Below are 23,978 nucleotides of genomic sequence, written 5' to 3' on the forward strand. Positions count from 1 at the left end.
GGCACCTCGCTCCGCGCTGCCTGTCGAGTTACGGTCAGCCCGTTCGTCATCCTCTTCGACGGAGCACCACCGCCCGAGCCGGAGGACACGTGCAGTACATGCTGCTGATCTACAACTGCGACCGCCCCGAACCGGGCGACCCGCGCTTCCCTGCGGCCTTGGCCGCGGTGAACGCCTTCGCCGACGAGTGCCGGCGGCGGGGCGCGTTCGTCGCCGGGCACCCGCTGCAGGGCGAGCACACCGCGACCACGGTGGCCGTCCGCGAGGGCCGGACGCTGATCACCGACGGCCCGTTCCTCGAGACCCACGAGCACCTCGGCGGCGCCTACGTCCTGGACTGCGCCACGCTCGACGAAGCGCTCGAGCTGGCCGCGCTGTGCCCGATGGCCGCCGACGGCACCATCGAAGTCCGCCCGATCGCCGGCGTCCCCGACCTCGACCACCGGGCCTCGGCCGGCGCATGACCGCGGCGGCCGTCCTGCTGGAGACCTACCGCGAGCACCGCTCCCGGATGCTCGCCGCGCTGGTGCGCGTCCTGGGCGACTTCGAACTCGCCGAGGACGCCCTGCAGGACGCCTGCGCGCTCGCCTTGCGCAAGTGGGAGGCCACGACGCCGGACGACCCGGTCGCCTGGCTGCTGACCGCGGCCCGCACCCAGGCGATCGACCGCATCCGCCGGGCCCGCCGGGGCCGGGAGAAGCTCGCCGAGCTCGGCCCACCGCCGGAGGTGACGACCGTGGACCACGGCGATGAGCGACTGCTCGGCCTCGGGGACGAGCGGCTGAGCCTCATCTTCACCTGCTGCCACCCCGCCCTCGCCGAAGAAGCCCGCGTCGCCCTGACGCTGCAGGCCGTCGCGGGCCTGACCGCCGGGCAGATCGCCCGCACCTTCCTCGTCGCCGAACCCGCGCTGGCCCAGCGCCTGGTCCGGGCCAAACGCAAGATCCGCGACGCGCGGATCAGCCTCGACGTCCCCGCCGACCACCTCCTGCCCGAACGGCTCTCCGGCGTCCTCGCGGTCGTCTACCTGATCTTCACCCGGGGCTATACCGCCGGCCCGGACCGGCCGGAGTTCCGCGAACTGCAGCGGGAAGCGATCCGGCTGGCCAAGCTCGTCGCCACCCTGATGCCCGACGAGCCCGAGGCGCTCGGCTTGACCGCGCTGCTGCTCCTGCAGGACTCGCGCGCCGCCGCCCGCTACGACGCGGCCGGCGACGTCGTACTGCTGGCGGACCAGGACCGATCGCGGTGGGACCGCACCGAGATCGCCGAAGCGGCCGGGCTGCTGGAGAACGCGCTGCGGCTCGGCGCGCCGGGGCCGTACCAGCTGCAGGCCGCGATCGCCGTCCGGCACGCCCAGGCGCCCGCGGCCGAGCTGACGGACTGGGCGGGCATCGCCGGCCTCTACTCCCGGCTGCTGGAGCTGACCCCGTCTCCGGTGGTGGCGCTGAACCACGCCGTCGCGGTCGCCATGGCCACCACGCCGGCCGACGGGCTCGAGCTGATCGACCGGATCGACGGCCTCGACCGCTACCACCTGCTGCACGCCGCCCGCGCCGACCTCCTGCGCCGCCTCGGCCGGACCGCCGACGCGGCGGCCGCGTACCGGCGCGCCCACGACCTCGCCACCAAACCCGCCGACCGGCGCTACCTCGCGAGCCGGTTGCACGCCCTCGACACCGTGGAGAACCGATGAGGCTGTCCGTCCTCGACCAGGGCCACCGCCGCCGCGCGAAGGCGTTCTTCGCGCTCACGTCCAAGACGTCCGGCGTGGCCAGCCCCGACATCGTGAAGCTGCTGCTCTACCGGCCCGGCCTCTTCGCCCGCCCCCTGCTGGCCCTGACCGCCGAGGCGATGCGCGGCCCGTCCTACTGGACCGCGGCCGAGCGCGAGTACCTCGCCATGTCCACCGCGAAGGTGCACGAATGCCCGTTCTGTGCCGTCACCCACGCCGAGCTGGTCCGGATCGCCGCAACCGGCGAAATCGACCCGGACGACCCCGGCTCCGCCCGTCCCGCGCTGAAGGCCGTCCGCGCGTTCCTGGAGAACGTCAGCCAGGCCCCCGGCCACGTCGACGCCACGGTAGTCGCCGACCTGCCCCGCCACGCCGTTCTCGAAGCCCTGCGGGTGAACCTCGTGTGGAACATCGTCAACCGCCTGGCCAACGCGTTCGGCTTCGTACTGCGCGACGGCCAGCTCGAAACCGGAACCCGCTCCCTGCACCGGTTCGGCTACCGCTTCCCGGGCTTCCTGATCGCCGAAGGCCGCTACACCGATCTCGGCGACGCCGCGCGGAACCTGCGCCACGCCGTGCTGGAAACGCCCGGCGCCACGGACAAGGCGGTCCGTTCGGCCGCGCTGCTGGGTGAGGAGCTGCCGGAGCCGCTGAAGTCGTACGCCGCAAACGTTCGCGACGCGTCCTACAAGATCACCGACGCCGAGATCGACGCCCTGAAGGCGGCCGGCCACAGCGAGGACGCGATCTTCGAGGTGACCGCAGCGGCAGCGATCGGCGCGGCTTTGACCAGTTACGACGCCGGGCTCCGAGCTGTCGAGGCGTAGCAGGCGGGGAGGTCAGTTCCGGCACGTCCAGAGCGTGCCGATCTGCCGCGTGTTGTCGGTGCTGACCCCCGCGATCTGCCGCCCGTCGGCACTGATCGCCGTCGGGTACAGCGGGTAGGTGTTCCCGAGCTGGGGCAGCTGCAGCTGGCGGCCGTACTTCCACCGCGCCGGGAACCCGGACCGGTTCTTCGCCGCGACGACGCCGTTCGCCGCGAGGACCCCACCCTGGGCGTACGTGCTGTCAGGCAATGGGCGCTCACGTCCGGTCACCACGTCGATGAAGGTGAGCTGGTCGCCTTCGGCGCCGCCGCGGTCGGCGATCAGCACCCCGCCCACCAGGTCCGACGCGCGGTGCCCACCCGGCCCGATCACCGGGAACGACCGCACGACGGTGCCGTCCAGCCGGTAGACCGTCTGCACCTCGTCGCCGGCGAACCCCGCCGAGCCGAGAACGAATCCGAAGTCGTCCACCTTCAGCGCCATCGTGGACACCGGCCCGCCGTCGAGCACCCGCGGCGTCCGCGCGCCCGCCGGCCAGACGACGGCCCGGGACAGGCCACCCACCCAGGCGTACCCCGAGACGTCACCGCGGGCGTCGATGTCGGTCGCCCCGGAGCCCGGCTCACCCGGCTCCGCCAGGAACGTCGTCACACCACCCGACCGCACCGCGGCGCGCCGGATCCCATCGGCGAACTGCGACCCGACCATCACCCCACCGGAGTTGACCGCGGACGGGACGAACGCCCCCAGGTCCGTCGTGACACCGCCTCGCCACAGCAATCCGTGTTCGTCGTCGCCGAAATGCGACCGGCCGGAACCGACGAACGTGCCGCGGTCGTCGGTACCGGCGGGGTAGACCTCCTCGCCTGCGACCGCCCCGGGCAGCTCGGCCACCCGGCAAACGGCGGCCGGAGCGACCTCAGCCGCAGACGCCACCGCCGGCCCGGCGACCACTAGCACGCTCACGGCGGCCAGCAGTTTCAACCCTGTTCCCATGTTTTCTCCCCCGGTGAACTGGCGAGCCTGCGCGGACCCACCGAACCCCTCACGCTCGAGCGGCCCCTTCGGTTGAGTCTTCGGCGGACGCCGCCACCCGCCGCGGTGGCGCGTCAAGACGGCGTTCGAAGCCCGGCGCCGATGCTCGCCGGTTTTCCAGCCCCGAGCCAGTTTTGCTGGTCGGCGCCGAGCGATGGATGCGGGATACTCGGCGGATGGGCCACGGTCCCGACGAACCCGTTCGCGCGACGAACCTGGCTTCCGGCCACGTTGCCGGGCGCCTGACGCAGATCGGCACCGTCCACGGCGGCGTCCACCTGCACAACCCTCCCCGCCCAGTCGTGACTCTGCCGTACCGGACCGTGTCGATACCGCAACACGCCACGGCGCTCCAGCCCCGTGCAGCCACCGGCGAACTCGCACGCGTTCTCGAGCACGGCGACACCGCGGTCCTCACCTCGAGCAGCGCAGTGCGCGCCGGAGTGATCTCCGGGCTCGGCGGCGTCGGCAAAACTCAAATCGCGCTCACCTACGCGGAACAGGCATGGGCCGCAGGCGTGCTCGATCTGCTGGTCTGGGTGACAGCCGGGTCACGAGACGCGATCGTCTCCGCCTACGCCGAACTCGCGACCGAACTGGACGGTCACACCGATCCCGATCCCGACCGCGGTGCGCGACGCCTGCTCTCCTGGCTGGCCACGACCAAGGCGCGCTGGCTGATCGTGCTCGACGACCTCCAGCAGCCGCACGATCTCGACGGCCTCTGGCCGCCGGCCATGGAGACCGGGCGAGTCGTCGTCACCACCCGCCGCCGCGATGCCGCCTTGCGAGGCCCCTGGCGCCGCCAGATCGACATCGGCCTGTTCACGTCCCGAGAGGCGCACAACTACCTCCGCGACGCGCTCGCCGATCAACCGCTCCTGCGCGACGACATCACCGGGCTCGCGTCCAGCCTGGGGTGTCTGCCGCTGGCCCTGGCACAAGCCACCGCCTACATGATCGACCGCGACCTGTCGTGCACCGCCTACCTCGCACGGTGGAACGACCGTCACCGCCGGCTGGCCACGCTGTTCCCCGAAACGGACGGACTCCCGGACCAGCAACGGGCCACCATCGCCACGACGTGGTCCCTGTCCATCGAGCACGCGAGCCGGCTCGAACCCGCCGGACTGGCCCGGCCGATGCTCGACGTGGCCAGCGTGCTCGACGCCAACGGCATACCCACCGACGTTTTCGCCACCAGCGCCGTCACCGATCTGCTCACGACGATCACCGAGCGGGAGATCGACGCGGCGGAAGCCTACGATGCCCTCGGCTGCTTGCACCGGCTCAACCTGATCACCCGCAGCCAGGATTCGGCAGCTCGGGCCGTACGAGTCCACGCACTCGTGCAACGCGCCACTCGCGAGGCGATGCCGGACGCCTACCGCACGCGGATCACCCACGCCGCCGCAAACGCCCTGCTGGAGATCTGGCCTGAGATCGAGACCGATCCACAGCTCGGGCAGGTGCTGCGCGCCAACACCGCCACACTGGCCGAATGCAGCGGACCACACCTGTGGACACCGGACGCGCACAACGTCCTGCTCCGCGCGGGCAAGAGCCTCGGCGACGCCGGACTGACGATCGAGGCCCGTACGTACTTCACGGAGCTGCGCTCAGCCGCCGAACAACAACTCGGCCGCGCCCACCCCAGCACGTTGACCATCCGCCACGGTCTCGCCCGTTGGCAAGGTGAAGGAGGTGATCCCGCCGCGGCGGCTGCGGAGTTCCAGAGGGTCCTCGAAGACCGGATCCGGGTGCTGGGCCCCGACCACCCCGACACCCTGAGAACCCGGTACAGCCTCGCCGACTGGCGGGCCCGCACCGGCGACCCCGCCGGCGCAGCCGAGGAGTACGAACAACTCCTCGACAACCAGCTCCGCATCCTGGGGCGCGACCACCCGGACACGTCGAACACCCGAAACAACCTGGCCTACTGGCGGGGCGAGGTCGGCAACCCCGCAGCTGCGGCTGCCGAATTCGAACGACTTTTCGACGAGAGGCTTCGCACCTTGGGCCCGGACCACCCCAAAACCTTGCGCACGCTGAACAATCTCGCCTACTGGCTGGCCGCATCCGGCAACCCCGCCGGCGCAGCCGCTGCCCTCGACCGGCTCGCACACTGGCAAGAAAGCAATGACCGCTGAGAGCGCGACGCCAGACGCAAAGAAGGCCCAGGTCGTTGACCTGGGCCTCTGCTCCCCCGCTTGGACTCGAACCAAGAACCCTCCGGTTAACAGCCGAATGCTCTGCCAGTTGAGCTACAGGGGAATGTCGCTCACTTCCGGTGCCGGTCTCTCCGACCGACAAGAGAAACCTTAGCCCATGCCCCAACCCCGCCTCACACCACCCCCCACTTGGCGCAACCGCCACCGGAGTCCCGGTTTTCCTGGACAATGGACAGTCGGACGACCTGACGACGGAAGGCGTGGACGCGGATGAAGAAGTTCCTGCTGGGGGCGGGCCTGGGGTACGTACTGGGCGCCAAGGCAGGCCGGGGGCGGTACGAGCAGCTCGTGCGCACCTACCGCCGGGTCGTCGATCACCCCATGGTTCAAGGGGCCGCCGGGGTTGCGCGGGCGAAGATCAGTGAGAAGGTGCGCCGCTAGGCCTGGGCCACGAAGAACACCCGGCGGAACTCGAACCACGTGGTGCCGTCGGGGCGGGTGGGGTACGCCGACGCCAGGCGGGGGGCCAGTTCCGCGCGGAACCGGTCCCATTCGTCGTCGGCCAGTGCGGCGCGGACCGGGCGCAGGGCCGTTCCGGTGATCCACTCCAGCACCGGGTTCTCGCCGCGCAGGGGCTGCAGGTACGTCGTCTCCCAGGCGTCGACGGCGCAGCCCGCGTCGGCCAGGAGGTTCGCGTAGCCGAGGGGGCTGGAGACCGCGTCGTCCTCGCGCAGGACGACGTCGGCCAGCCGGGCCGACCAGGCCGGGGAGGCCGCGAGTTCCCGCGTCAGCGCGTGCGAAGGCGCGTTGAAGTTGCCCGGCACCTGAACCGCCAGGTAAGCGCCCGAAGGCAACGAAGCAGCCCAGCGGCGGAGCAGCGCGTCGTGGTCCGGGACCCACTGCAGGACGGCGTTCGACACCACGACGTCGGTGTCCGGTGCCGGCGTCCAGTCGCGGACGTCGAACACCGTGGCGTCGAGGCCGCGGGCGCGTGCGGCTGTCACCATTTCGGGTGAACTATCGCCGCACTCCAGGGCCGCGCCGGGCCAGCGATCCCGAAGAGAAACAGTCAGGTTCCCCGGGCCGCAGCCGAGGTCGACCACGCGCCGGGGCGACGAAGCCGCGATGCGCGAGACGAGGTCGTGGAACGGCCGGGCCCGCAGGTCGGCGTAGTCGAGGTACTTCGCGGGATCCCACACGGTCGCCTCCAGCAAGCAGTACGCCTGTACTGAGTACGAGCGTACTGCTATTCGGCGGGGTTGACCAGCTTCGCGGCGGCCTGCTCGGCGATGGCCGCCACCAGGGTGGCGTCGGTGCCGGGGTCCGGGCGGACCTGCAGGACCGCGCCGTCGCGGCCCGGGATCTTGCGCTGGACGAACCACGCTCCCCCGGACCCGATCTCTTGCCGGTGCCGTGAGCGGATCGAGCCCTCGACGCGCTGGTAGGCCTCGCGCGGCACCTTGCCCGGCTCCGGCAGCCGGAAGCGGACCGGTGGCAGGTCGGCCAGCACGACTGCCGCACCCGCGGTGCTCTCCTCGGCCGACTCGGTCAGCGTGAACACGCCGTCGGACCAGGTCGCCTTGGCGACCAGGTGCCAGCCGACGCGCCGCGCGCCGTCGCCGTCCGGGACCCACAGGCCCAGCGCCGTCACGACCAAGTGGCCGCCGCCCTCGACCGGGGCGCTGTCGACGACGTCCTCACCCGGCGAGAGCGTGCCCGGGAAGTCGGGCGGCGTGCGGTCGCCCAGCAACCGGCGCAGGAAGCTCATCTCAGCCCCACGCGCCGGCGGCCGCCTGCTCGCCCAGCGACTTCTTGTACTGCTCGAGCGCGACGAGGTCGCCGAACAGCGCGCGGTAGTCGTCCGGCGCTTCGACCGGCGACAGCCGCTGCAGCTTGCCCTTGATCTCCGCGATCTGGCGGCCGACGAGCCCCTCCTGCAGCCGCGCGAGGATCGACGAGATGTACCGCGAGTCGACTTCGTCCTTGGCCTGCAACGGTTCCACGGCCAGCTCGGACAGCACCCGCCGGACCGTCCCTTCCGGGCAGTGCGGGGCCGCGGCGTCCAGCAGCGCCGGGCCGGTCAGGCCGGAACCCGCGCCACCCGCCTTGAGCACGGCCTCGTGCACCGCGACGTACACCGGGTGCGTGAACGCCTCCAGCGGCAGGGCGTCGTACTCCGGCCCGGCGATCGCCGGCTGCTGCAACGCGGCCTTCAGCGCCTCGCGCTGCACGGCGAACCGCGGGTCCTTGGGCGCCGGGCGAGCGACGTCCTGCTTCGCCGGGGCCGACGGGGCCTCGGCGCGCGCGGACTGGCGCAGCGGCGCGCCCCCGCGCTTGTCGGTCGCGCCCGCACTGCCGCGGACCCGGTTGACCACCTGGGCGACGTCCTGCCAGCCCACCCACCAGGCGAGCTTCGACGCGTAGCCGTCGCGGGCCGCGCGGTCCTTGATCGACGCGACCATCGGCACCGTCTTCTGCAGCGCCGCGACCTGGCCGTCGACCGAGTCGAGGTCGTAGTTCTTGAGCGTGCTGCGGATGACGAACTCGAACAGCGGGGTCCGCCGCGCGACCAGGTCCTTCACCGCGCTGTCGCCCTTGGCCAGGCGCAGCTCGCAGGGGTCCATGCCGTCCGGCGCGACCGCGATGTAGGTCTGACCGGCGAACGTCTGGTCGCCTTCGAAGGCTTTCAAAGCAGCCTTCTGGCCCGCTTCGTCGCCGTCGAAGGTGAAGATGACTTCGCCGCGGAAGGCGTCGTCGTCCATCATCAGCCGGCGCAGCACCTTCATGTGGTCCTCGCCGAACGCCGTGCCGGACGACGCGACCGCCGTCGGCACGCCCGCCGCGTGCATCGCCATCACGTCGGTGTAGCCCTCGACCACGACCACCTGGTGCCGCTTCGCGATCTCGCGCTTGGCCAGGTCGAGGCCGAACATGACCTGCGACTTCTTGTAGATCGGCGACTCGGCGGTGTTGAGGTACTTCGCCGAGATCCGGTCGTCGTCGAACAGCCGCCGCGCGCCGAAGCCGACGACTTCGTTGCCGACGTCGCGGATCGGCCAGACCAGGCGCCGGTGGAAGCGGTCCATCGGGCCGCGCTGGCCCTCCTTGGACAGGCCCGCCGTCAGCAGCTCCTTGACCTCGAACCCGCGCGTGAGCAGGTGCTTGGTCAGCTTGTCCCAGCCGCCGGGGGCGTAGCCGCAGCCGAACGTCTTGGCCGCGGCGGCGTCGAACCCGCGCTCGGACAGGAAGTCCCGCGCGGCGCGCGCCTCGTCGGTGACCAGCTGCTCGGCGTAGAACTCCTGGGCCGCGCGGTGCGCCTCGATCAGCCGGCTGCGGCTGCCGCGGTCGCGCTGGATCGTCGCGCCGCCGCCTTCGTAGGTGAGCCGGATGCCGACCCGGTCGGCCAGTCGCTCGACGGCCTCCACGAAGGTGATCAGATCGATCTTCTGGATGAACTTGATCACGTCGCCGCCCTCGCCACAGCCGAAGCAGTGGAAAGTGCCGTGCGTCGGGCGGACGTTGAACGACGGGGTCTTCTCGTTGTGGAACGGGCAGAGGCCCTTCAGGCTTCCGCCACCGGCGCGGCGCAGCGCCACGTACTCCCCGACGACCTCGTCGATCCGGTTCCGCTCGCGCACCTCCGCGATGTCGCTCTCCCGAATCCGTCCTGCCACGTCATCCACTCTAGTCGTGCCGGTTGCGGCACACTCGGGGCATGGCCTCCACGCCCACCGCCCAGGACACCCTCGCCGCGGAGTTCGCCGCGCACCGCAGTCACCTGATCGGGGTGGCCTACCGGCTGACCGGCACGCGCGCCGACGCCGAGGACGCGGTCCAGGAGTCCTGGCTGCGACTGGCCGGGCTCGACGACGCCGGCCGCGCGGCCATCCGCGAGCTGCGCGGCTGGCTGACCACGGTCGTCGGCCGGATCTGCCTGGACCGGCTGAAGTCGGCCGCCACGCAGCGAGAGCGCTACGTGGGCAACTGGCTCCCGGAGCCGGTCGTCACGCCGTTCGGGCGGCCGGTGAGCGAGGACCCGCTCGAGGTCGCCGTGCGCGACGACGGGCTGCGGATGGCCGCGCTCGTCGTGCTCGACAAGCTGACCCCGGAGCAGCGCGTCGCCTTCGTGCTGCACGACGCCTTCTCGGTGCCGTTCGCCGAGATCGCGGACGCGCTCGGCGTTTCGGTCGAGGCGGCGCGCCAGCACGCGTCCCGCGGCCGCAAGGCCCTCGCCGACGCCGATCCGGCCCCGCGGGTGCCGCTGGACGACCAGGCGAAGATCCTGGAGAAGTTCGTCGTCGCCCTGCAGGCCGGCGACATCCGGGCGATGACCGAGCTGCTGGCCCCGGACGTCGTGCTCGTCGGCGACTCGAACGGCAAGGGCCGGACCACGCGCCAGCTCATCGTCGGCGCGGACAAGATCGCCCGGTTCTTCGTGGGCCTCACCAGCAAGTACCCGCCCGGGGTGCTCACCGGCGGCACGCCGGTGCTCGTCAACGGCGATCTCGGGGTGTACCTCGCTCCGCAGCCGGGCCAGGACGGCTTCTTCGCCCTCGACGAGCACGTGCAGGCGATGACCGTCCGCGACGGGAAGATCGTGGCGATCTACGACGTGGTGAACCCGGACAAGCTGGCCCGGATCACGCGTCCCGGCGACGCGCCCGCGTGATCCCGCCCGCCAGCAGCAGCACGGCGAAGGCCCCGAAGTAGGCCAGCGCCCAGCCCGGCGGCAGCGGCGAGTCGGACAGCACCGTGGCGTTGCCGCCGTCCCGGCCCGCGTTCGCCTCGCCGGTGCCGCTGAGGAACTTCGTGACGGCGTTCAGCGGCAGCCACCGGTGGATCGCCTGCCCGGCCCGCGGGATCAGCTGGACGACGTTCTCCGCCATCAGCGGGTAGGCCACGAGCACCGCGACCGCCCCGGCGGTGTGGCGCACGAGCAGGCCGACGCCGACCCCGCAGACGGCGGCCAGCGCGAACACCGGCCCGGTGCCGGCGACGATCGTCCAGTCCGCGGCGCTGTCCAGGGCCAGGTCGGCGTCCGGGGTGAGCACCCGGGCGACCAGCCAGGCCGTGAACGCGGCCGCTTCGCCGATCCCGAACGCGTACCCGGCGACGAGGGCGGCCTTGGCCAGCAGCACCGGCGTCCGGCCGGGCACGGCTTGGAAGGTGCCGTGGATCGTGCCGGAGTGGTACTCGCTGGTCACCGCGAGCGCGCCCAGCACCAGCACCGCGACCAGCGCGAGCTGGTAGCCGAACTGGGTGCTCGCGACGGTGGGCGGCAGCCGGGACTCGGTGGCGGTGAGCGCCGTGAGCGCGGCCGGGAAGGCCAGCGCGACGAGCGCGAAGAGGCCGCACACCCAGGGCGTGGCGATGCTGAAGAGCTTGATCCGTTCACTGGCGACGAGGTGCATGCGCAGAACGGTCCCGCGGCGGACCCCGGCGGCGCGTCCACCCGGGGTCCGATCCCCGGTGTCCTACGGCAGCGGGACGCGGCAGGCGTCACCCGAGGTGAACCCCTGGTCGACGATGCCGAGCGCGCTGTTCATCCGGGCGCGGGAGTTCTCCAGCGCGATCTGGTAGGTCAGCTCGACGACGCCTGCGCGGCCGAACTCGCGCTCGAGCTCCGCGACCTGCTCGTCGGTCACCGTGACCCGCTCGCCGGACATCGCGTCGGCGTAGGCGATCGCGAGGCGTTCCTGGTGGCTGAACGCGGGCGACGTCGCGTAGTCGTCGATCTTCTTCAGCCGTTCGACGTCCAGGCCGTCGTGCTTCTGCAGCATGGTGCCGAAGTCGACGCACCACGAGCAGCCGATCCGGGTCGCGACCCGGTAGACGGCGAGTTCGCGGACGTTCACCGGCAGCTTCTTGGCGGCGCGTTCCACCAGCAGTTCGTGCGCGAGGTTCGCGCGCAGCAGGCCGGGGTGGTGCGCGACGACGGCCATCGGCTCCGGCACGGCGCCGTAGCGGCGGCCGGCGATCCGGTAGCACAGCTTGAGGAGCGGTCCGGCTTCGGTGGTCTTCTTCGCGGTGATGCGCGGCATGTCCGTTCTCCTTCGTCTCGGTCACGAGGGGGACGAGACGGCTCCGGCGGACGTGACAACGGGCGCTGTGAGCCAGGCCACCAGCAGCACGGCGGCCGCGCCCGCGAACACGACGGTCAGGCCCGGCGCCGCCAGCCCGCCGGTCGTGGCCAGCGCCAGCCAGCCGAACACCGCGGCGCCGGCCAGGCCGCCCGCCTGCCGGGCGAAGGTCAGCGACCCCAGCGTGACGCCCAGCAGCGCGCGGTCCGCCCGCGTCTGGCCCAGCACGGTGTAGGCGGAGGTGCAGACGGCGAAGGCGGCGCCGATCGCGAACAGCCCCGGGACGAGCAGCCACGGCGCGCCGTCCAGCGCGGCCGCCGCGGCGATCGCGGCGAGGCCCGCCGTGCCGAGCAGGCAGCCGGAACGACCCCACGCAGTCATGTCCGGGTGCCGGCGGGCCAGCGCGGCGAAGGACGCGGAGAGGGCGAGCTGCCCGGCGGTCATCGCGACGAGCAGCAGCCCGGTGCCGGCCGCGCCGGAGCCGAGCGCGGCGACCAGCGCGACGTAGGTGAAGGTGCCGTAGAGCCCGGCGCCCGCCAGGCCGTTGACCACCACCGCGCGCTTGAGGACGGCGTCCGCGAAGACCTTGGGCGAGATCAGGGGGTTCGGCGTGCGGCGCTGCCGCCGGACGAACAGGAACCCGGCCGCGACGGCGGCCACCGCCAGCACCGGCGTCCACAGTGGACTCCGGGCGAGGTCGTCGAAGGTGCCGAGCGCCACCACCGCGGACCCCGCGACGGCCAGTAGCGCGCTGCCCGGTACGTCGAGCTTTTCCCTGGTGCCACGGGGTTTCGCGGGCAGTCCGCGCCACCCGAGCAGGAGGGCGGGCACGCACAGCGGCAGGTTGACCAGGAAGATCCACCGCCAGCCGGGGCCGGCCGCGAGCAGCCCGCCCAGCGGCGGCCCGCCGAGGGTCGCGGCCGCGAAGACGGCGGTCTGCCAGCCCTGGCGGCGCAGCAGCTCGTCGCGCTCGAACAGTTCGCCGAGCGCGCTCATCGCCGTCACGACCAGGCCGCTCCCGCCCAGCCCCTGCAGCGCGCGGGCGGCGATCAGCGACCCGATGTCGGGCGCGGCAGCGCACCACGCGGAGGCGGCGGCGAACACGAGGACCGACGCGGCGAAGGACGCCCGGCGGCCGTGGAGGTCACCGAGCCTGCCGTGCAGCGGGGTCGCGATGGTCAGGGTGAGCAGGCCCGCGGCGGTCACCGCGACCAGGCCGGTGCGGGCGTGCAGGTCGGCGCCGATCGAGGGCAGGGCCGAGGTGACGATCAGGCCGTCGAGCTGGGCCATGGCCATGCCGAGCAGGAGCCCGGCGAACGCGAGGTTCCGAGATGCGTGCATAAAGCACACGTTATAGCGTGCGTTGTGCACACATCAAGCGACGGTGGCCCCGCCCTCTTCCGCCTGGTCCGCCACTGGGCCCGCCAGTGGGCCCCGGACGTCGTCGAGCGCTTCGCCGCCGACGCGCCGCCGACGTGGACGGTGCCGAACCTCTTCGTCATCCAGGCGATCGACGGCGCGGCAGCCGACGAGGTCACCGTCGCGGACGTGGCCCGCCAGCTGGGCATCGACCGCTCGGTGGCCAGCCGGATGACGACCGAAGCGGCCCGCGACGGCTTCGTGACGCGCTCGACGTCGACCCGCGATGCACGCCGCGCGGTGCTGACGCTCACCGGCGAGGCCCGGGAGTTCCTCGCGGCTTCACGAGCCCACCAGCGGCAGGCGTTCGAGGCACTGGTGGGGCACTGGCCTGCCGAGGACCGCGAACGGTTCGCGGGCTACCTGAGCCGGCTCGCGGGCGAGGTCCTCGGCTGAGACCGGCCACCGGCTTGTGATCACGCCGGGAAGCGGCTTGGGTGGGCGGGTATGAACCCGGCTCACCCGACAGTGCTCCCGCGGATGGTGGTGCGCGACGTCGTCGCCGCCGTCGCGTTCCTGCGCACGGTGTTCGGCGCCACCGGCGAGACCGAGAGCGGGCGGCCCGCCGAAATCCGCATCGGCGACTCGCCCCTGCTGGTGTCCGCGGAAGGCGAGCGCGAGCTCTTCCCCGCATTCCTCTACGTCTACGTCGCCGACGCGGACGACACGTACCACCGCGCGCTCGACTGCGGCGCGACGAGCCTCGAGGAACCGGTGGACCAGCCCTACGGCGACCGGCGGGCGATGGTCCGCGACCCGTTCGGCAACGTCTTCCAGATCGCCCAGCGCCGCGGCTGACGTTGTAACGCGGTGCCGGTCGCGCGGCGACTCCGTGGCGTAGTCCGCCTGCGAAGGAGCCCCGTGAACCCGGAATTCGGGCCGTACCTCATCGAACGGCCGATCGCGCGCGGCGGCATGGGCGAAGTCCTGCGCGCCCGCGACACCCGGCTGGACCGGGTGGTGGCGCTGAAGGTGCTGCCACCCCACCTCGCCGCCGACGAGGAGTTCCGCGAACGCTTCCGCCGCGAAGCGCACGCGGCGGCCCGGCTGCGCGAGCCGCACATCGTCCCGATTCACTCGTTCGGGGAAATCGACGGCCGCCTGTACCTGGACATGCAGCTCGTCGAAGGCGAAGACCTGGCGACGCGGCTGAGCACGCGCGGGCCGATGGACCCGGCCGACGCCGTCGACGTCGTCGGCCAGATCGCCCAGGCCCTCACCGCCGCGCACGCCGAAGGGGTCGTCCACCGGGACGTCAAGCCGTCGAACATCCTCCTGACCGGCACCGGCTTCGCCTACCTGGTGGACTTCGGGATCGCGCGGTCGCAGGAGTCGACGAGCGGGCTGACCGGCGCGGGCGCGGCGATCGGCACGCTCGACTACATGGCTCCCGAGCGGTTCACCGGGGCCCGGCCCGACCAGCGCGTCGACGTCTACGCCCTGGCGTGCGTGCTCCACCAGTGCCTGACCGCCACCAAGCCGTTCGCCGCGACGACCGCGGCGTCCCTGCTCCACGCCCACCTGAACCAGGCGCCACCGCGCCCGAGCCTGCTGCGCCCGGGGATCCCCCCGGCGCTCGACGGCGTCGTGGCCCGGGGCATGGCGAAGAGCACGGACGACCGGTACCCGACCGCCGCGGCGCTCGCGGCGGGCGCGAACGCCGCCCTCGGCTCGCCGACGGCACCGCTGGGCTACGTGGCTCCGCTGGCCGAGACCCGGGCCTTCACCAGGCTCGAACCGGAGACCGCGCCGCGGCGGACCGGGCTGCTGATCGCGCTCACGATCGTCGTCGTGCTCCTGCTCGGCGGGGCCGGCACCGTGCTCGCACTCCCCGCCCTGCTGTCCCGGACCCCGGCCGGGACGCCGACGCCGGCACCGCTCGCCGCACCGGTTCCGGTGCCGGTCCGCACGACCGCGTCGACGACCGTGCCCGTCGCGGTGACCACGGCCGGTGCGAGCCGGCCCGCCCCGGCCGACCTCGCCGGGTTCGTCGTCCACTACTACGGGCTGATGCCGGACACCGCCGCCGGCTGGGAGCTGATCGGCCCGAACCTGCGGCTGCGGACGCGGGACAGCTACGACAAGTTCTGGAGCAAGTTCAGCGGTGCCGAGGTCGTCGGGTCGCCCGCGGTCGAGGGCAGCACGGTGACCGCGCGGATCCGGCTGCACTACCGCGACGGCCGCCCGGACAGCACCGAAACGCACGTGCTCGGGCTCGCCGTGCAGGACGGCGAGCTGCGCATCGACTCCGACGCCCTCGCCAAGAGCCGCTGACTACTCGCCGGTGCTGCCGTCGATCGACTCCCGGAGGAAGTCGGCGTGGCCGTTGTGGCGCGAGTACTCCTCGACCATGTGCACCAGGATCCAGCGCAGGGTCGGGGTGCCGCCGTCCCGCAGCGAGCGCCGGGCCCGCCGCGTCAAGTCGCCGTTCGCCTCCCGCACCGCCGTCCGCGACCGCTCGACCGCTTCCTCCCACAGCAGGCGAAGCTGCTCCGGGGTGTCGTCCGCGGCGGAATCCCAGTCCCAGTCCGGGGTCGCCGCCCAGTCGACCGCGTCGAACGGCGGCATCCGGTCGTGCTCGGACCACACGAACGAGAACCAGTTGTCCTCCACGTAGGCGAGGTGCTTGAGCAGCCCGCCGAGGGTCATCGTGGACGGCGCCACCCGCGCGCGCAGGCCCGCTTCGTCCAGGCCCGCGCACTTCCAGGCCAGGGTCGCGCGGTGGAAGTCGAGGAAACCGAGGAGGGTCGCGGCTTCGTCGCCGTCATAGGGCGGTTCGGGCCGGCCCTGGTCGTCCGCAGAGGTCACGGGCGCCGACTCTACCGAAATTGTCGGACCCCTCCGCTAGGTTCCGATCATGGCTCAATTCGTACTGGTACCGGGCGCCTGGCTCGGTTCGTGGGCGTGGGACGAGGTGGTCCCGCGCCTGCGCGAGGCCGGCCACGGCGCCCACGCGGTGACCCTGTCCGGCGTGGCCGAGCGGCGTGGCGAGCCGGTCGGCGGGCAAACCCACGTGCAGGACATCGTCGGCGTCGTCGAGCGCGGCGACCTGCGCGAGGTCGTGGTGGTGGGGCACAGCTACTCCGGCATCCCGGCCGGCCAAGCGGCCGAACGGATCGGCGACCGGCTGAACCGGGTGGTGTTCGTGGACTCGAACGTGCCCACCGCCGGCGAGTCCTTCACCTCGCACTGGTCCCCCGAACGGGTCGCGGAGCTCACCGCGCGCGGCTTCTGGCCGCCGTTGCCGGCGGAAGACTATGCGGGGCAAGGGCTTTCCGGCGAGGCGATCGCCCGGATCGTCGGCGGCTCGACCCCGCACCCGGCGGCGTCGCTGACCGATCCGGCCGTGCTTTCCCGCCCGCTCGGCGAACTCCCGGCGACGTACCTCAAGTGCTTGCTCGACGGGGACACCCCGAGCCCGGACGTCGTCGCGCTCCTGGAAAGCGACCGCTGGGAGCTCGTGGAGCTGGCCACCGGTCACTGGCCGATGTTCTCGAAACCCGAAGAGCTGGCCCGGATCCTGCTGGCGGCGGCGTGATCGCTCAGGGCGTCAGCGGGCGCACGTCCCAGATCCACACCCCGCCGACGAACTCCGCGGGCTTGCGCAGCAGCAGTTCCACTGTGGACTTGAGGGCTTCCTGGTTCTGCCGCGGGCCGACCACGAGCACGTCGGCCTTCCAGTACCGCAGGTCGTCCAGGGCCTGGGTGCGGTCCGCTTCGGTGACGTCGGCGGCCTGACCGGTGCGCTCGACCTCCGCGAACAGGTCCGACGTCGGCCGCGGGACGGCGCCGTAGCGGCCGCGGCGGTCGTCCGCCGAAGTCGGGCCGACGAAGTAGCCCTCCGGCATCGGGTAGCCGAGGCCGGCGTCGACCTGCCAGTGCAGCGGCTCGGCTTCGCCGGTGCTCGGCAGCGGGACGGGAACCAGCGAGCCGCCGGGAGCGATGTACTGGCGCCAGATGCCGTCGGCGAAGAAGGGCGGCGAAAGCGGGCGCTGGTGCGTCACCAGCTCCGTCGGCGCGATCGGGAGCAGCACGGCGACGACGGCGCCGATCCAGAGCATCTTCAAGGGAAAGCGAGGTTTGCCTTCGAGCGGTTGCGGCAGCTCGGCCGCCGCCGTCCAGACGCGGTGCGTCGCGATCGCCAGTAGCCCGCCGACCACGGGGATGCAGCCCATCGCGAGCCGGGACTCGATGAGCGAGTCCAGCAGCGGCAGCTGGCCCAGCCACTTCCACAGCCCCGGGACGCCGGTGTCCTGGTGCGCCACCGTGATTTCGACACCCAGCGAAAGGAAGGCCATCACGTACATCGTGATCGCGAGCGCTCGCGAAACGACGTCGCGCCACAGCCAGATCGTGAGCACGACCATGAGCACGATGAGCGGCCAGCCGAAGAACGCGTTCTCTTCGGTGCGGTTCATCGAGACGTCCGCGGCCGCCTCCGGGGTGCCGGCGATCGACTGCGTCGCGAAGCGCGTGAGCGCCGCGGTGTCGTTGCCCGCCGAACCGTGCAGGAGGGAGTGGAAGCTGTACGGGCCGAAGAACTGCCAGTACAACGGGAATCCGGCGATGAGCAGTGCGACGACCGCGCCGATGCCGACCCCCTTGCCCAGCGGCGCCAGCATGCCGCGGATTTCCGCGCGGCGCGGGATCAGGTAGGAGATCGCGAAGACGAGGAAGGTGAGCGCGAAGATCGCCAGCGGCTCTTCGCCGAGCAGGATCTGCCACGCGACGAGGACGCCGAGCACGATGCCGTTGCGCACCGAGCGTTCGCCGTGCGCGATCTGGATGGTCTTGAGGGCGATGAACGGCATCACGAACAGCACGACGAAGTTCGGGTGCGCGTTGCCGTGCGAGATCATCGGCGGGGCGAAGCCGCAGAAGGCGCCGCCGATCGCGGCCGCGGTCCGGTTCGGCACCAGGTGGCGGGAAAACACCCAGTACCAGCCGAACGCGGTGCCGGCGAGGCCGGCGGTCAGGACGATGGCCCAGGTGAGCGTCGCGCCGAAGGTCAGCGTGATCGGCGCGAGCGGGATGTTCAGGCCGAACATCGCCGCGTTCGCCGCCATGTTCACGCCGAGCGGGTAGTTCTGCAGGTCCGTGGTGAACGGGTTCTGGAAGTGCAGCACGGACTTCGCGACGACCGTCGAGTACCACTCCCACTGGCTCTGGTCGGACGCGCCGTTCCAGAGGTAGCCGCGCTTGAGGTCGAACCAGAGCCCGTTGTAGAGCAGGATCGTGAAGAGCAGGAAGCCGCCGCCGATGGCGGTGTCCTGCCACGCCCAGCGTTTCGGGCCGGTGGGTGCTTCGGGGGCGGGCGGGACGAGCTCGGGGACGGCTTCGGACTTCAAGCTCACGGTTCGACCACCCTGGCGAAGAAGTAGAGGGCACCCGTGGCGGCGTGCCGGACCAGCAGCAGGAACGGCCGGTCGACCGTGACGACGACCGGTTCGTCGATGATCATCGAGGTGAGCCGCATCGTCAGCGCGGTCGCCGCGGCCCCTTCGAAGCCCTGTTCGTCGACGCGCAGCACCGCCTGGTGCAGCACTTCGGAGACGGTCAGCCGCGGATCCGGGGAAAGCCCGGTCAGGTCGGCTTCGTCGGTGAACATCGTCCGCACGCCGAGCCCGCGCAGCACGCCGGTCAGCGAGCTGGGCACGTCGAGCGAAACTTTCGGGAGCGCGAGCTCCACCGGCTTGAAGCGGATTTCGCCGAGCAGGCTCGCCAGCTTCGCCTGGTCGAGCGCGGCTTCGGCGTCGGCGAGGTCGCCGTCGGGCAGCAGCACGACCGCCTGCAGCCCACCGCCCCCGGCCAGCTGCACGGCTTGCCAGCCGTCCGCGTGCGCGTAGCCGACGCTCTCGCTGAGCCACATGGTCGGCACGTCCCGGGTGCCGGCGGGCGCGTGGAAGGGCGCGTCGGAGGTGTTGGCCTCGCGGAACGGCAGCTTCCAGGCGGCCTTCAGGTACAGCGCGTTGACCAGCACGGCGGCGACGTCCCGATCGATCGACCCGGGCGGCAGCAGCTGCGGGATCAGCCCCCGCGTGGTCTGCCCGACATCGTCGTTGATCAGCGCCCGCGCGGCCTCGGGTTCCCGCTCGAAAGGCGCACTGGCGACGGCGGCCCCGGGCCACCCGGCGAGTTCGCTCTTGAAGGAGTCCTCGAGCGGCAGCCGGTCGTCGGCCCACAGCGTGTTCGCGACGGCCAGTTCGGGCTGCTCACCACGCTCTTCCCCGAGCCGGGCGGCCTCCTTGAGCAGACCGGTCTGCTCCCCGACCAGGGCGACGAGCTCCTCACGGGTCCGCCCCCGCGCGGCGAGCGCGGCGAGGGTGAGCGCACTGGCCACCGAATACGGCGAGAAACAGCTGTTCCCGCCCTCGGCACCGAGGGCCCCGTGAACGGCGAGGGCGAACCGGAGGTGGCTGTCCGTGGCCATGCGGGCGAGACTACCGGAACGCCCCACCCCACCGGGCGGCCACGCGCAACTCCGCCCACCGGTGACAAATCCCCCGCCGGCCGACGCGGAGAAGGGTGCTAGTGCGGCTCCCCCGAATGCCCGGCGGCCTCACCACCGGTGAGCGGAACCCCCAGCTCGCAGCGGCGGATGGCTCCGGCTCGCGCGCGCTCATTTCGCACGCTGGCCCGCCGCCGGGCTCGCGGGAATGGGCCCGCCCGAACCGCCGGCCCACACCATTACCCCAGCCGCACCCCCGCTAAGCCGGCTCAAGCTGGGAGCGCCGACTCGGACCGTCGCCGGCCACGCACCTCCGCGAGTCGGCCCAGGCCGGGAGCCGCCACCCTCGCGGAGCCAACGTAGGCCCCGAGCGCCGCCCCGGCGCCCGCCGAAGCGGCCGACCCGGCCGCCCGCGAAAGCCACCGCGGCCCCAACGAATCACCGACGCTCAGCGGTGCAAGCGGGTCACGTGCCACGAGTACCACACGTGGGCCTGCGCGTCCGTCAGCGAAGCGACCTGGTCGATCACCACCCTCAGCAACCCCGCGTCGTCCTTCGCCGCGTTCCAAGCCGGGACGAACAGCGGATCCAGTGACTCCGGTGCCCGGCGGGCCAGTGCGTGGACCAGCTCCGCCAGCAGCTCGCGCTGGCCCTCCTGCATCGCCAGCCTTCGGCGGTCGCTCATCACGTACCGCAGCGCCAGTGCCTTCAGCAGCGCCACCTCCGCGGCCACCTGTTCCGGGACCGCCAGCCGGGCGCCGTAACCGCTCAAGGGGCTCGTGCCGAATGCCGCTCGGGTGCCTGTGACCGCCGCTGTCGTGAAGCGGCCGACCAGTTCGCTCGTCAGTCTCTTCAGCGCGACCTGGGCGCCCGGTGAGCCGTCCGGCTCCGCCTCCGCCAGGGCCGCCACCGCGGGCAGGGCCAGCAGCTCCGTCGCCGCGTTCTCCAATGTGGACACCGACTGGGACGAGAAGTGCTTGGCCGCGGCTTCCGCGACCGCCGCGCGCTCGTCCGGGTGGGCCAGTACGCGGAGCTTGATCCGGCCGGCCAGCACGCCGTCCTCGACGTCGTGGACCGAGTACGCCACGTCGTCCGCCCAGTCCATGATCTGGGCCTCCAGGCAGGTGCGCTCTTCGGGCGCGCCCTCGCGGAACCACGCGAACACCGCGGTGTCGTCCGGGTACACGCCGTACTTCGCCGTGCCCGGCTTGCGGGGCCACGGGTACTTCGTCGTCGCGTCCAGGCACGCGCGGGTCAGGTTGAGGCCCGCCGGGGCGCCGTCGGGGCCGAGGAGCTTGGGCTCCAGGCGGGTGAGGATGCGGATCGTCTGCGCGTTGCCCTCGAACCCGCCGCACGCCGCGGCGACCTGGTCGAGCGCGCGCTCGCCGTTGTGGCCGAACGGCGGGTGGCCGATGTCGTGCGCCAGCCCCGCGGTGTCCACCAGGTCCGGGTCAGCGCCCAGCTCCTCGGCGATGCCGCGGCCGATCTGCGCGACCTCCAGCGAGTGCGTCAGCCGCGTGCGCGGGACGCCGGTGACCTCGGCGCCCTCCCCCGGCCCGACCACCTGGGTCTTGCCGGCGAGCCGCCGCAGCGCGGCGGAGTGCAGCACCCGGGCCCGGTCGCGCGAGAACGCGCTGCGCCCGTCCGCCCGGGCGCCGGGCAGCGCCGCGGCCTTCGCCGGCTCCGGGAGCAGGCGGGCGGTGTCGTGTTCGGTGTAACCCACCCGGCCAGCTTAGGCGGGAGCACCGACAAAAAGCTCAGCCCAGGAAGGTGGCGAACAGGTCGTCGGCCGGCGTCTTGGTCAGCCGGTAGTAGAGCAGCGCGCCGGTCTCGCGGACGATGTACCGCACCTGGGTGACGCGCTCCTGCACGATCGGCCCGCTGTGCGTCGGCGCCGTCCAGGCGTCCAGCCCGAGGTCGTCGGCCATCGTCCGGGCGCGGAAGGAGTGCCACGGGTCGCTGACGAGCACCGCCGTGTGCCAGTCGCGGGCTTCGACCTGCTGGGCGACCGCGCGCAGGCTCCGCAGCGTGTCGCTGCCCTCGCCGACGGCCAGGGTCGCCGACGCCGGGACGCCGTGCCGGGTCAGCCACAGCTGGCCGGCCCGCGCCTCGGTGAAGTTGTCCTCGGCCTTCTTGCCGCCCGCGGTGACGATCGTCTTCGCGACGCCCGCGTCGTAGAGCTGCTTGGCCTTGACCAGCCGGGCCGCGTAGATGTCCGACGGCCTGCCGTTGTACTGCGCCGCACCCAGCACCACGATGACGTCGGCGGGCGTCCGGTCGTTTTCGCGGGCGACCTGCCACACCCGGAACGCCGTACCGCCGACGAGCGCGAGCACCACGAGCACCACGCCGAGGGCGATCCGGCGCGCCCAGTTCGCGAGCGACGGTTTGGTGCGTTCAGCGGTACCCACCCGCCCCATCTTGTCAGAACGCCCCGGCCCACTCAGAGCCAGCCGCGCTCCTCGGCGACGCGGACGGCCTCGGCCCGGGTCCGCGCCCCCGTCTTGCCGATCGCGGCGGACAGGTGGTTGCGCACGGTGCCCTCCGACAGGTGCAGGGCGCGCGCCACGTCGGCCACCGTGGCACCGTCCTTGGCCTCCCGCAGCACGTCCAGCTCCCGCCCGGTGAGCGGGCTGGCCCCGGTGGCCAGGGATTCCGCGGCCAGCGCGGGGTCCACCACCCGGAGTCCACTGTGGACTCGCCGGACGGCTTCGACGAGCTGCTCGGGCGGGGCGTCCTTGACGACGAACCCGGCCGCGCCCGCCGCCATCGCGCGGGCCAGGTAGCCGGGCCTGCCGAACGTCGTGCAGATGATCACCCGGCACGACGGGAGCGCGACCCGCAGGTCGGCCGCCGCTTCGAGGCCGTCCTTGCCCGGCATCTGCACGTCCAGCAGGGCGACGTCGGGCTTCGTCTCGCGAGCGGCGGCGACTACCTCGTCGCCCGAGCCGACCTGCCCGACCACCTCGATGTCGCTTTCGAGCCCGAGCACGGTGGCGAGCGCCCCGCGCACCATGGCCTGGTCGTCGGCCAGCAGCACCCGGATCAAGCGAGTCCTCCCGCGGGTTCGGCGCGCACGGCCGGGGCGGCCGCGCGCGGTTCGGGCTGCGGGACTTCCGCCCGCACCAGCAATCCTCCCCCGGGCCGGACGGACGTCCGCAACGCGCCCCCCACCGCGGCGAGCCGCTCGGAAAGCCCGCGCAGGCCGTTGCCCGCGACGACGTCGGCGGCCCGGCCGTCGTCTTCGATCTCCAGCCAGGTGTCGCCCAGCCGCACGGCCACCTGCTTCGCACCGGAGTGCCGCAGCACGTTCGTGACGGCTTCGCGCAGCACGTAGCCGAAGGTGTTCTGCAGCTCCGGCCGGACGTTGTCGACGGCGTGCGGCAGGTCCGCGTCGATCTCCGCGGCCCGCAGCGCCGCCCGCGCGCCGACGAGCTCCGCCGACAGGGACACTTCGCGGTATTCCGAAACGGTCGCGCGGACGTCGGAGAGCGCGCTGCGGGTCAGGCTCTCGATCTCGCGGATCTCCTCGACCGTGCGCGGGATGTCGCCGGAGCTCTCCAGCACCCGCCGGGCCAGCCCCGCCTTGACGGTGATCGTGGTGAGGCTGTGCCCGAGCAGGTCGTGCAGGTCGCGGGCGACGCGCTGGCGCTCGTTCGCCACCGCGAGCGTGGCGATCTCCTCGTTGGCCCGCTCCAGCCGCCGGACCGCGCGGACGAGGTTGGCCATGAAGAACATCGCCAGCGTCACCGAGCCGACCGTGATGAGGTCGCCGTAGTCGGCCAGGAACCGGCCCTCGAGCAGCAGCACGACGGCGCCGGCGGCCAGCGCGCCCACGTCCAGGATCACCGACCAGGCGGCCGGGACCAGGAACACCAGCACCGCCGTGCCGTAGAGCAGGACGAACGCGCTCGCGCTGGTCGTCGCGAGCGTCCCGATCCCCAGGACGTTCATGACGATCCCGAAGGTCAGCTTCACCCGGCGCTCCCGCTGGAAGAAGAACGGGAAGATCGCGTAGCACAACGCGTACGCGTAGATCAGCACGCCGGTGAGCACGGCCTGGACCGAAACGCCGGGCTCGGCCAGCAGACCCCGCGTGACCGGGAGGAGGAACGGCAGCAGGAACACCACCGACATGACCGACCACCGCAGGCCCTTCGGGCCGCCGCGGCGCCCGGCGTCGGGCAGCGGGTCCTCCCACCAGGATTCCTTGCTGTTCAGCCCGAACTTGCGCTTCGCCATCGCCGTTCCTCGTTCTTCCGG

The 23,978-nt window shown here is 72.5% G+C and carries 24 protein-coding genes and 1 tRNA gene; 10 read left to right on the plus strand and 15 right to left on the minus strand.

Features of this window, described 5'->3' with window-relative positions; all coding sequences use genetic code 11:
• The first annotated feature begins 89 nt into the window (after positions 1 to 89).
• From AB5J73_RS45600 to AB5J73_RS45610, 3 genes are read left to right on the plus strand one after another with little or no spacing between them, the layout of a single operon-like run.
• On the plus strand, positions 90 to 464 hold the full coding sequence (locus AB5J73_RS45600; RefSeq protein WP_370965964.1) for a YciI family protein: 375 nt from the start codon (positions 90 to 92) through the stop codon (positions 462 to 464).
• Complete coding sequence (locus tag AB5J73_RS45605) at positions 461 to 1,696, plus strand: RNA polymerase sigma factor (RefSeq protein ID WP_370965966.1); 1,236 nt, start codon at positions 461 to 463, stop codon at positions 1,694 to 1,696. The genes AB5J73_RS45600 and AB5J73_RS45605 overlap by 4 nt, the downstream gene beginning before the upstream one ends.
• Positions 1,693 to 2,562, plus strand: coding sequence for a hypothetical protein (locus AB5J73_RS45610; protein WP_370965969.1), 870 nt, complete (start codon positions 1,693 to 1,695; stop codon positions 2,560 to 2,562). Before AB5J73_RS45605 ends, AB5J73_RS45610 begins: the two co-directional genes overlap by 4 nt.
• A 12-nt stretch (positions 2,563 to 2,574) precedes the next feature.
• On the opposite strand, the gene AB5J73_RS45615 is transcribed toward AB5J73_RS45610, so the two are convergent.
• Positions 2,575 to 3,558: a hypothetical protein gene (locus AB5J73_RS45615; RefSeq protein ID WP_370965971.1), complete on the minus strand. Its 984-nt coding sequence runs from the start codon at positions 3,556 to 3,558 to the stop codon at positions 2,575 to 2,577.
• A gap of 215 nt (positions 3,559 to 3,773) precedes the next feature.
• Here AB5J73_RS45615 and AB5J73_RS45620 point away from each other — a divergent pair, with 215 nt between their 5' ends.
• Positions 3,774 to 5,747: a tetratricopeptide repeat protein gene (locus AB5J73_RS45620; protein WP_370965973.1), complete on the plus strand. Its 1,974-nt coding sequence runs from the start codon at positions 3,774 to 3,776 to the stop codon at positions 5,745 to 5,747.
• A gap of 51 nt (positions 5,748 to 5,798) precedes the next feature.
• Here AB5J73_RS45620 and AB5J73_RS45625 read toward each other — a convergent pair.
• A tRNA-Asn gene (locus tag AB5J73_RS45625) sits at positions 5,799 to 5,871 on the minus strand.
• Between the two features lie 167 nt (positions 5,872 to 6,038).
• Between AB5J73_RS45625 and AB5J73_RS45630 the strand changes: the two genes are divergently transcribed.
• Entirely contained in the window at positions 6,039 to 6,209 is a 171-nt protein-coding gene (locus AB5J73_RS45630) for a hypothetical protein (protein WP_166641722.1), read from the plus strand.
• Here AB5J73_RS45630 and AB5J73_RS45635 read toward each other — a convergent pair.
• From AB5J73_RS45635 to dnaG, 3 genes are read right to left on the minus strand one after another with little or no spacing between them, the layout of a single operon-like run.
• The gene (locus tag AB5J73_RS45635; RefSeq protein WP_370973537.1) at positions 6,206 to 6,967 is read right to left on the minus strand and encodes a trans-aconitate 2-methyltransferase; all 762 of its coding nucleotides are present in this window, start codon (positions 6,965 to 6,967) and stop codon (positions 6,206 to 6,208) included. The genes AB5J73_RS45630 and AB5J73_RS45635 overlap by 4 nt on opposite strands.
• A gap of 47 nt (positions 6,968 to 7,014) precedes the next feature.
• A complete protein-coding gene (locus tag AB5J73_RS45640) occupies positions 7,015 to 7,536 on the minus strand; it encodes a hypothetical protein (protein ID WP_370965976.1) in 522 nt (173 codons plus the stop codon).
• A gap of 1 nt (position 7,537) precedes the next feature.
• Positions 7,538 to 9,442, minus strand: a complete 1,905-nt coding sequence (gene dnaG, locus AB5J73_RS45645; protein ID WP_370965978.1) for a DNA primase — start codon at positions 9,440 to 9,442, stop codon at positions 7,538 to 7,540.
• A gap of 41 nt (positions 9,443 to 9,483) precedes the next feature.
• Between dnaG and AB5J73_RS45650 the strand changes: the two genes are divergently transcribed.
• On the plus strand, positions 9,484 to 10,437 hold the full coding sequence (locus tag AB5J73_RS45650; RefSeq protein WP_370965981.1) for a sigma-70 family RNA polymerase sigma factor: 954 nt from the start codon (positions 9,484 to 9,486) through the stop codon (positions 10,435 to 10,437).
• On the opposite strand, the gene AB5J73_RS45655 is transcribed toward AB5J73_RS45650, so the two are convergent.
• From AB5J73_RS45655 to AB5J73_RS45665, 3 genes are all read right to left on the minus strand, one after another.
• Complete coding sequence (locus AB5J73_RS45655; protein WP_370965984.1) at positions 10,409 to 11,179, minus strand: hypothetical protein; 771 nt, start codon at positions 11,177 to 11,179, stop codon at positions 10,409 to 10,411. The genes AB5J73_RS45650 and AB5J73_RS45655 overlap by 29 nt on opposite strands.
• Positions 11,180 to 11,242: 63 nt before the next feature.
• Positions 11,243 to 11,809: a carboxymuconolactone decarboxylase family protein gene (locus tag AB5J73_RS45660; RefSeq protein ID WP_370965986.1), complete on the minus strand. Its 567-nt coding sequence runs from the start codon at positions 11,807 to 11,809 to the stop codon at positions 11,243 to 11,245.
• 21 nt (positions 11,810 to 11,830) lie between these two features.
• The gene (locus tag AB5J73_RS45665; protein WP_370965989.1) at positions 11,831 to 13,189 is read right to left on the minus strand and encodes an MFS transporter; all 1,359 of its coding nucleotides are present in this window, start codon (positions 13,187 to 13,189) and stop codon (positions 11,831 to 11,833) included.
• A gap of 24 nt (positions 13,190 to 13,213) precedes the next feature.
• On the opposite strand from AB5J73_RS45665, the gene AB5J73_RS45670 reads away from it, so the two are divergent.
• The 3 genes from AB5J73_RS45670 to AB5J73_RS45680 all read left to right on the plus strand — a co-directional run bounded on the left by AB5J73_RS45670 (position 13,214) and on the right by AB5J73_RS45680 (position 15,541).
• Positions 13,214 to 13,663, plus strand: coding sequence for a MarR family winged helix-turn-helix transcriptional regulator (locus AB5J73_RS45670; RefSeq protein WP_370965992.1), 450 nt, complete (start codon positions 13,214 to 13,216; stop codon positions 13,661 to 13,663).
• 51 nt (positions 13,664 to 13,714) lie between these two features.
• Positions 13,715 to 14,065, plus strand: a complete 351-nt coding sequence (locus tag AB5J73_RS45675; protein WP_370965994.1) for a VOC family protein — start codon at positions 13,715 to 13,717, stop codon at positions 14,063 to 14,065.
• Between the two features lie 63 nt (positions 14,066 to 14,128).
• The gene (locus tag AB5J73_RS45680; protein ID WP_370965997.1) at positions 14,129 to 15,541 is read left to right on the plus strand and encodes a protein kinase; all 1,413 of its coding nucleotides are present in this window, start codon (positions 14,129 to 14,131) and stop codon (positions 15,539 to 15,541) included.
• Here the strand turns inward: AB5J73_RS45680 and AB5J73_RS45685 are convergent, their stop codons facing one another.
• Entirely contained in the window at positions 15,542 to 16,075 is a 534-nt protein-coding gene (locus AB5J73_RS45685) for a DinB family protein (RefSeq protein WP_370965999.1), read from the minus strand.
• 49 nt (positions 16,076 to 16,124) lie between these two features.
• On the opposite strand from AB5J73_RS45685, the gene AB5J73_RS45690 reads away from it, so the two are divergent.
• A complete protein-coding gene (locus tag AB5J73_RS45690; RefSeq protein ID WP_370966001.1) occupies positions 16,125 to 16,805 on the plus strand; it encodes an alpha/beta fold hydrolase in 681 nt (226 codons plus the stop codon).
• A gap of 4 nt (positions 16,806 to 16,809) precedes the next feature.
• Here the strand turns inward: AB5J73_RS45690 and AB5J73_RS45695 are convergent, their stop codons facing one another.
• The 6 genes from AB5J73_RS45695 to AB5J73_RS45720 all read right to left on the minus strand — a co-directional run bounded on the left by AB5J73_RS45695 (position 16,810) and on the right by AB5J73_RS45720 (position 23,957).
• Positions 16,810 to 18,621 carry a glycosyl transferase gene (locus tag AB5J73_RS45695; RefSeq protein ID WP_370966004.1) on the minus strand — a complete coding sequence of 604 codons (1,812 nt, stop codon included), beginning with the start codon at positions 18,619 to 18,621 and terminating at the stop codon, positions 16,810 to 16,812.
• Complete coding sequence (locus AB5J73_RS45700; protein ID WP_370966006.1) at positions 18,618 to 19,697, minus strand: serpin family protein; 1,080 nt, start codon at positions 19,695 to 19,697, stop codon at positions 18,618 to 18,620. The genes AB5J73_RS45695 and AB5J73_RS45700 overlap by 4 nt, the downstream gene beginning before the upstream one ends.
• A gap of 466 nt (positions 19,698 to 20,163) precedes the next feature.
• A complete protein-coding gene (locus AB5J73_RS45705; RefSeq protein WP_370966009.1) occupies positions 20,164 to 21,438 on the minus strand; it encodes a deoxyguanosinetriphosphate triphosphohydrolase in 1,275 nt (424 codons plus the stop codon).
• A gap of 34 nt (positions 21,439 to 21,472) precedes the next feature.
• On the minus strand, positions 21,473 to 22,126 hold the full coding sequence (locus AB5J73_RS45710) for a YdcF family protein (protein ID WP_370966012.1): 654 nt from the start codon (positions 22,124 to 22,126) through the stop codon (positions 21,473 to 21,475).
• 32 nt (positions 22,127 to 22,158) lie between these two features.
• Positions 22,159 to 22,764, minus strand: a complete 606-nt coding sequence (locus AB5J73_RS45715) for a DNA-binding response regulator (RefSeq protein ID WP_370966015.1) — start codon at positions 22,762 to 22,764, stop codon at positions 22,159 to 22,161.
• The gene (locus AB5J73_RS45720; protein WP_370966017.1) at positions 22,761 to 23,957 is read right to left on the minus strand and encodes a sensor histidine kinase; all 1,197 of its coding nucleotides are present in this window, start codon (positions 23,955 to 23,957) and stop codon (positions 22,761 to 22,763) included. The genes AB5J73_RS45715 and AB5J73_RS45720 overlap by 4 nt, the downstream gene beginning before the upstream one ends.
• Positions 23,958 to 23,978: the final 21 nt, after the last annotated feature.

The sequence above is a fragment of the Amycolatopsis sp. cg9 genome (assembly GCF_041346945.1).
GTDB lineage: Bacteria > Actinomycetota > Actinomycetes > Mycobacteriales > Pseudonocardiaceae > Amycolatopsis.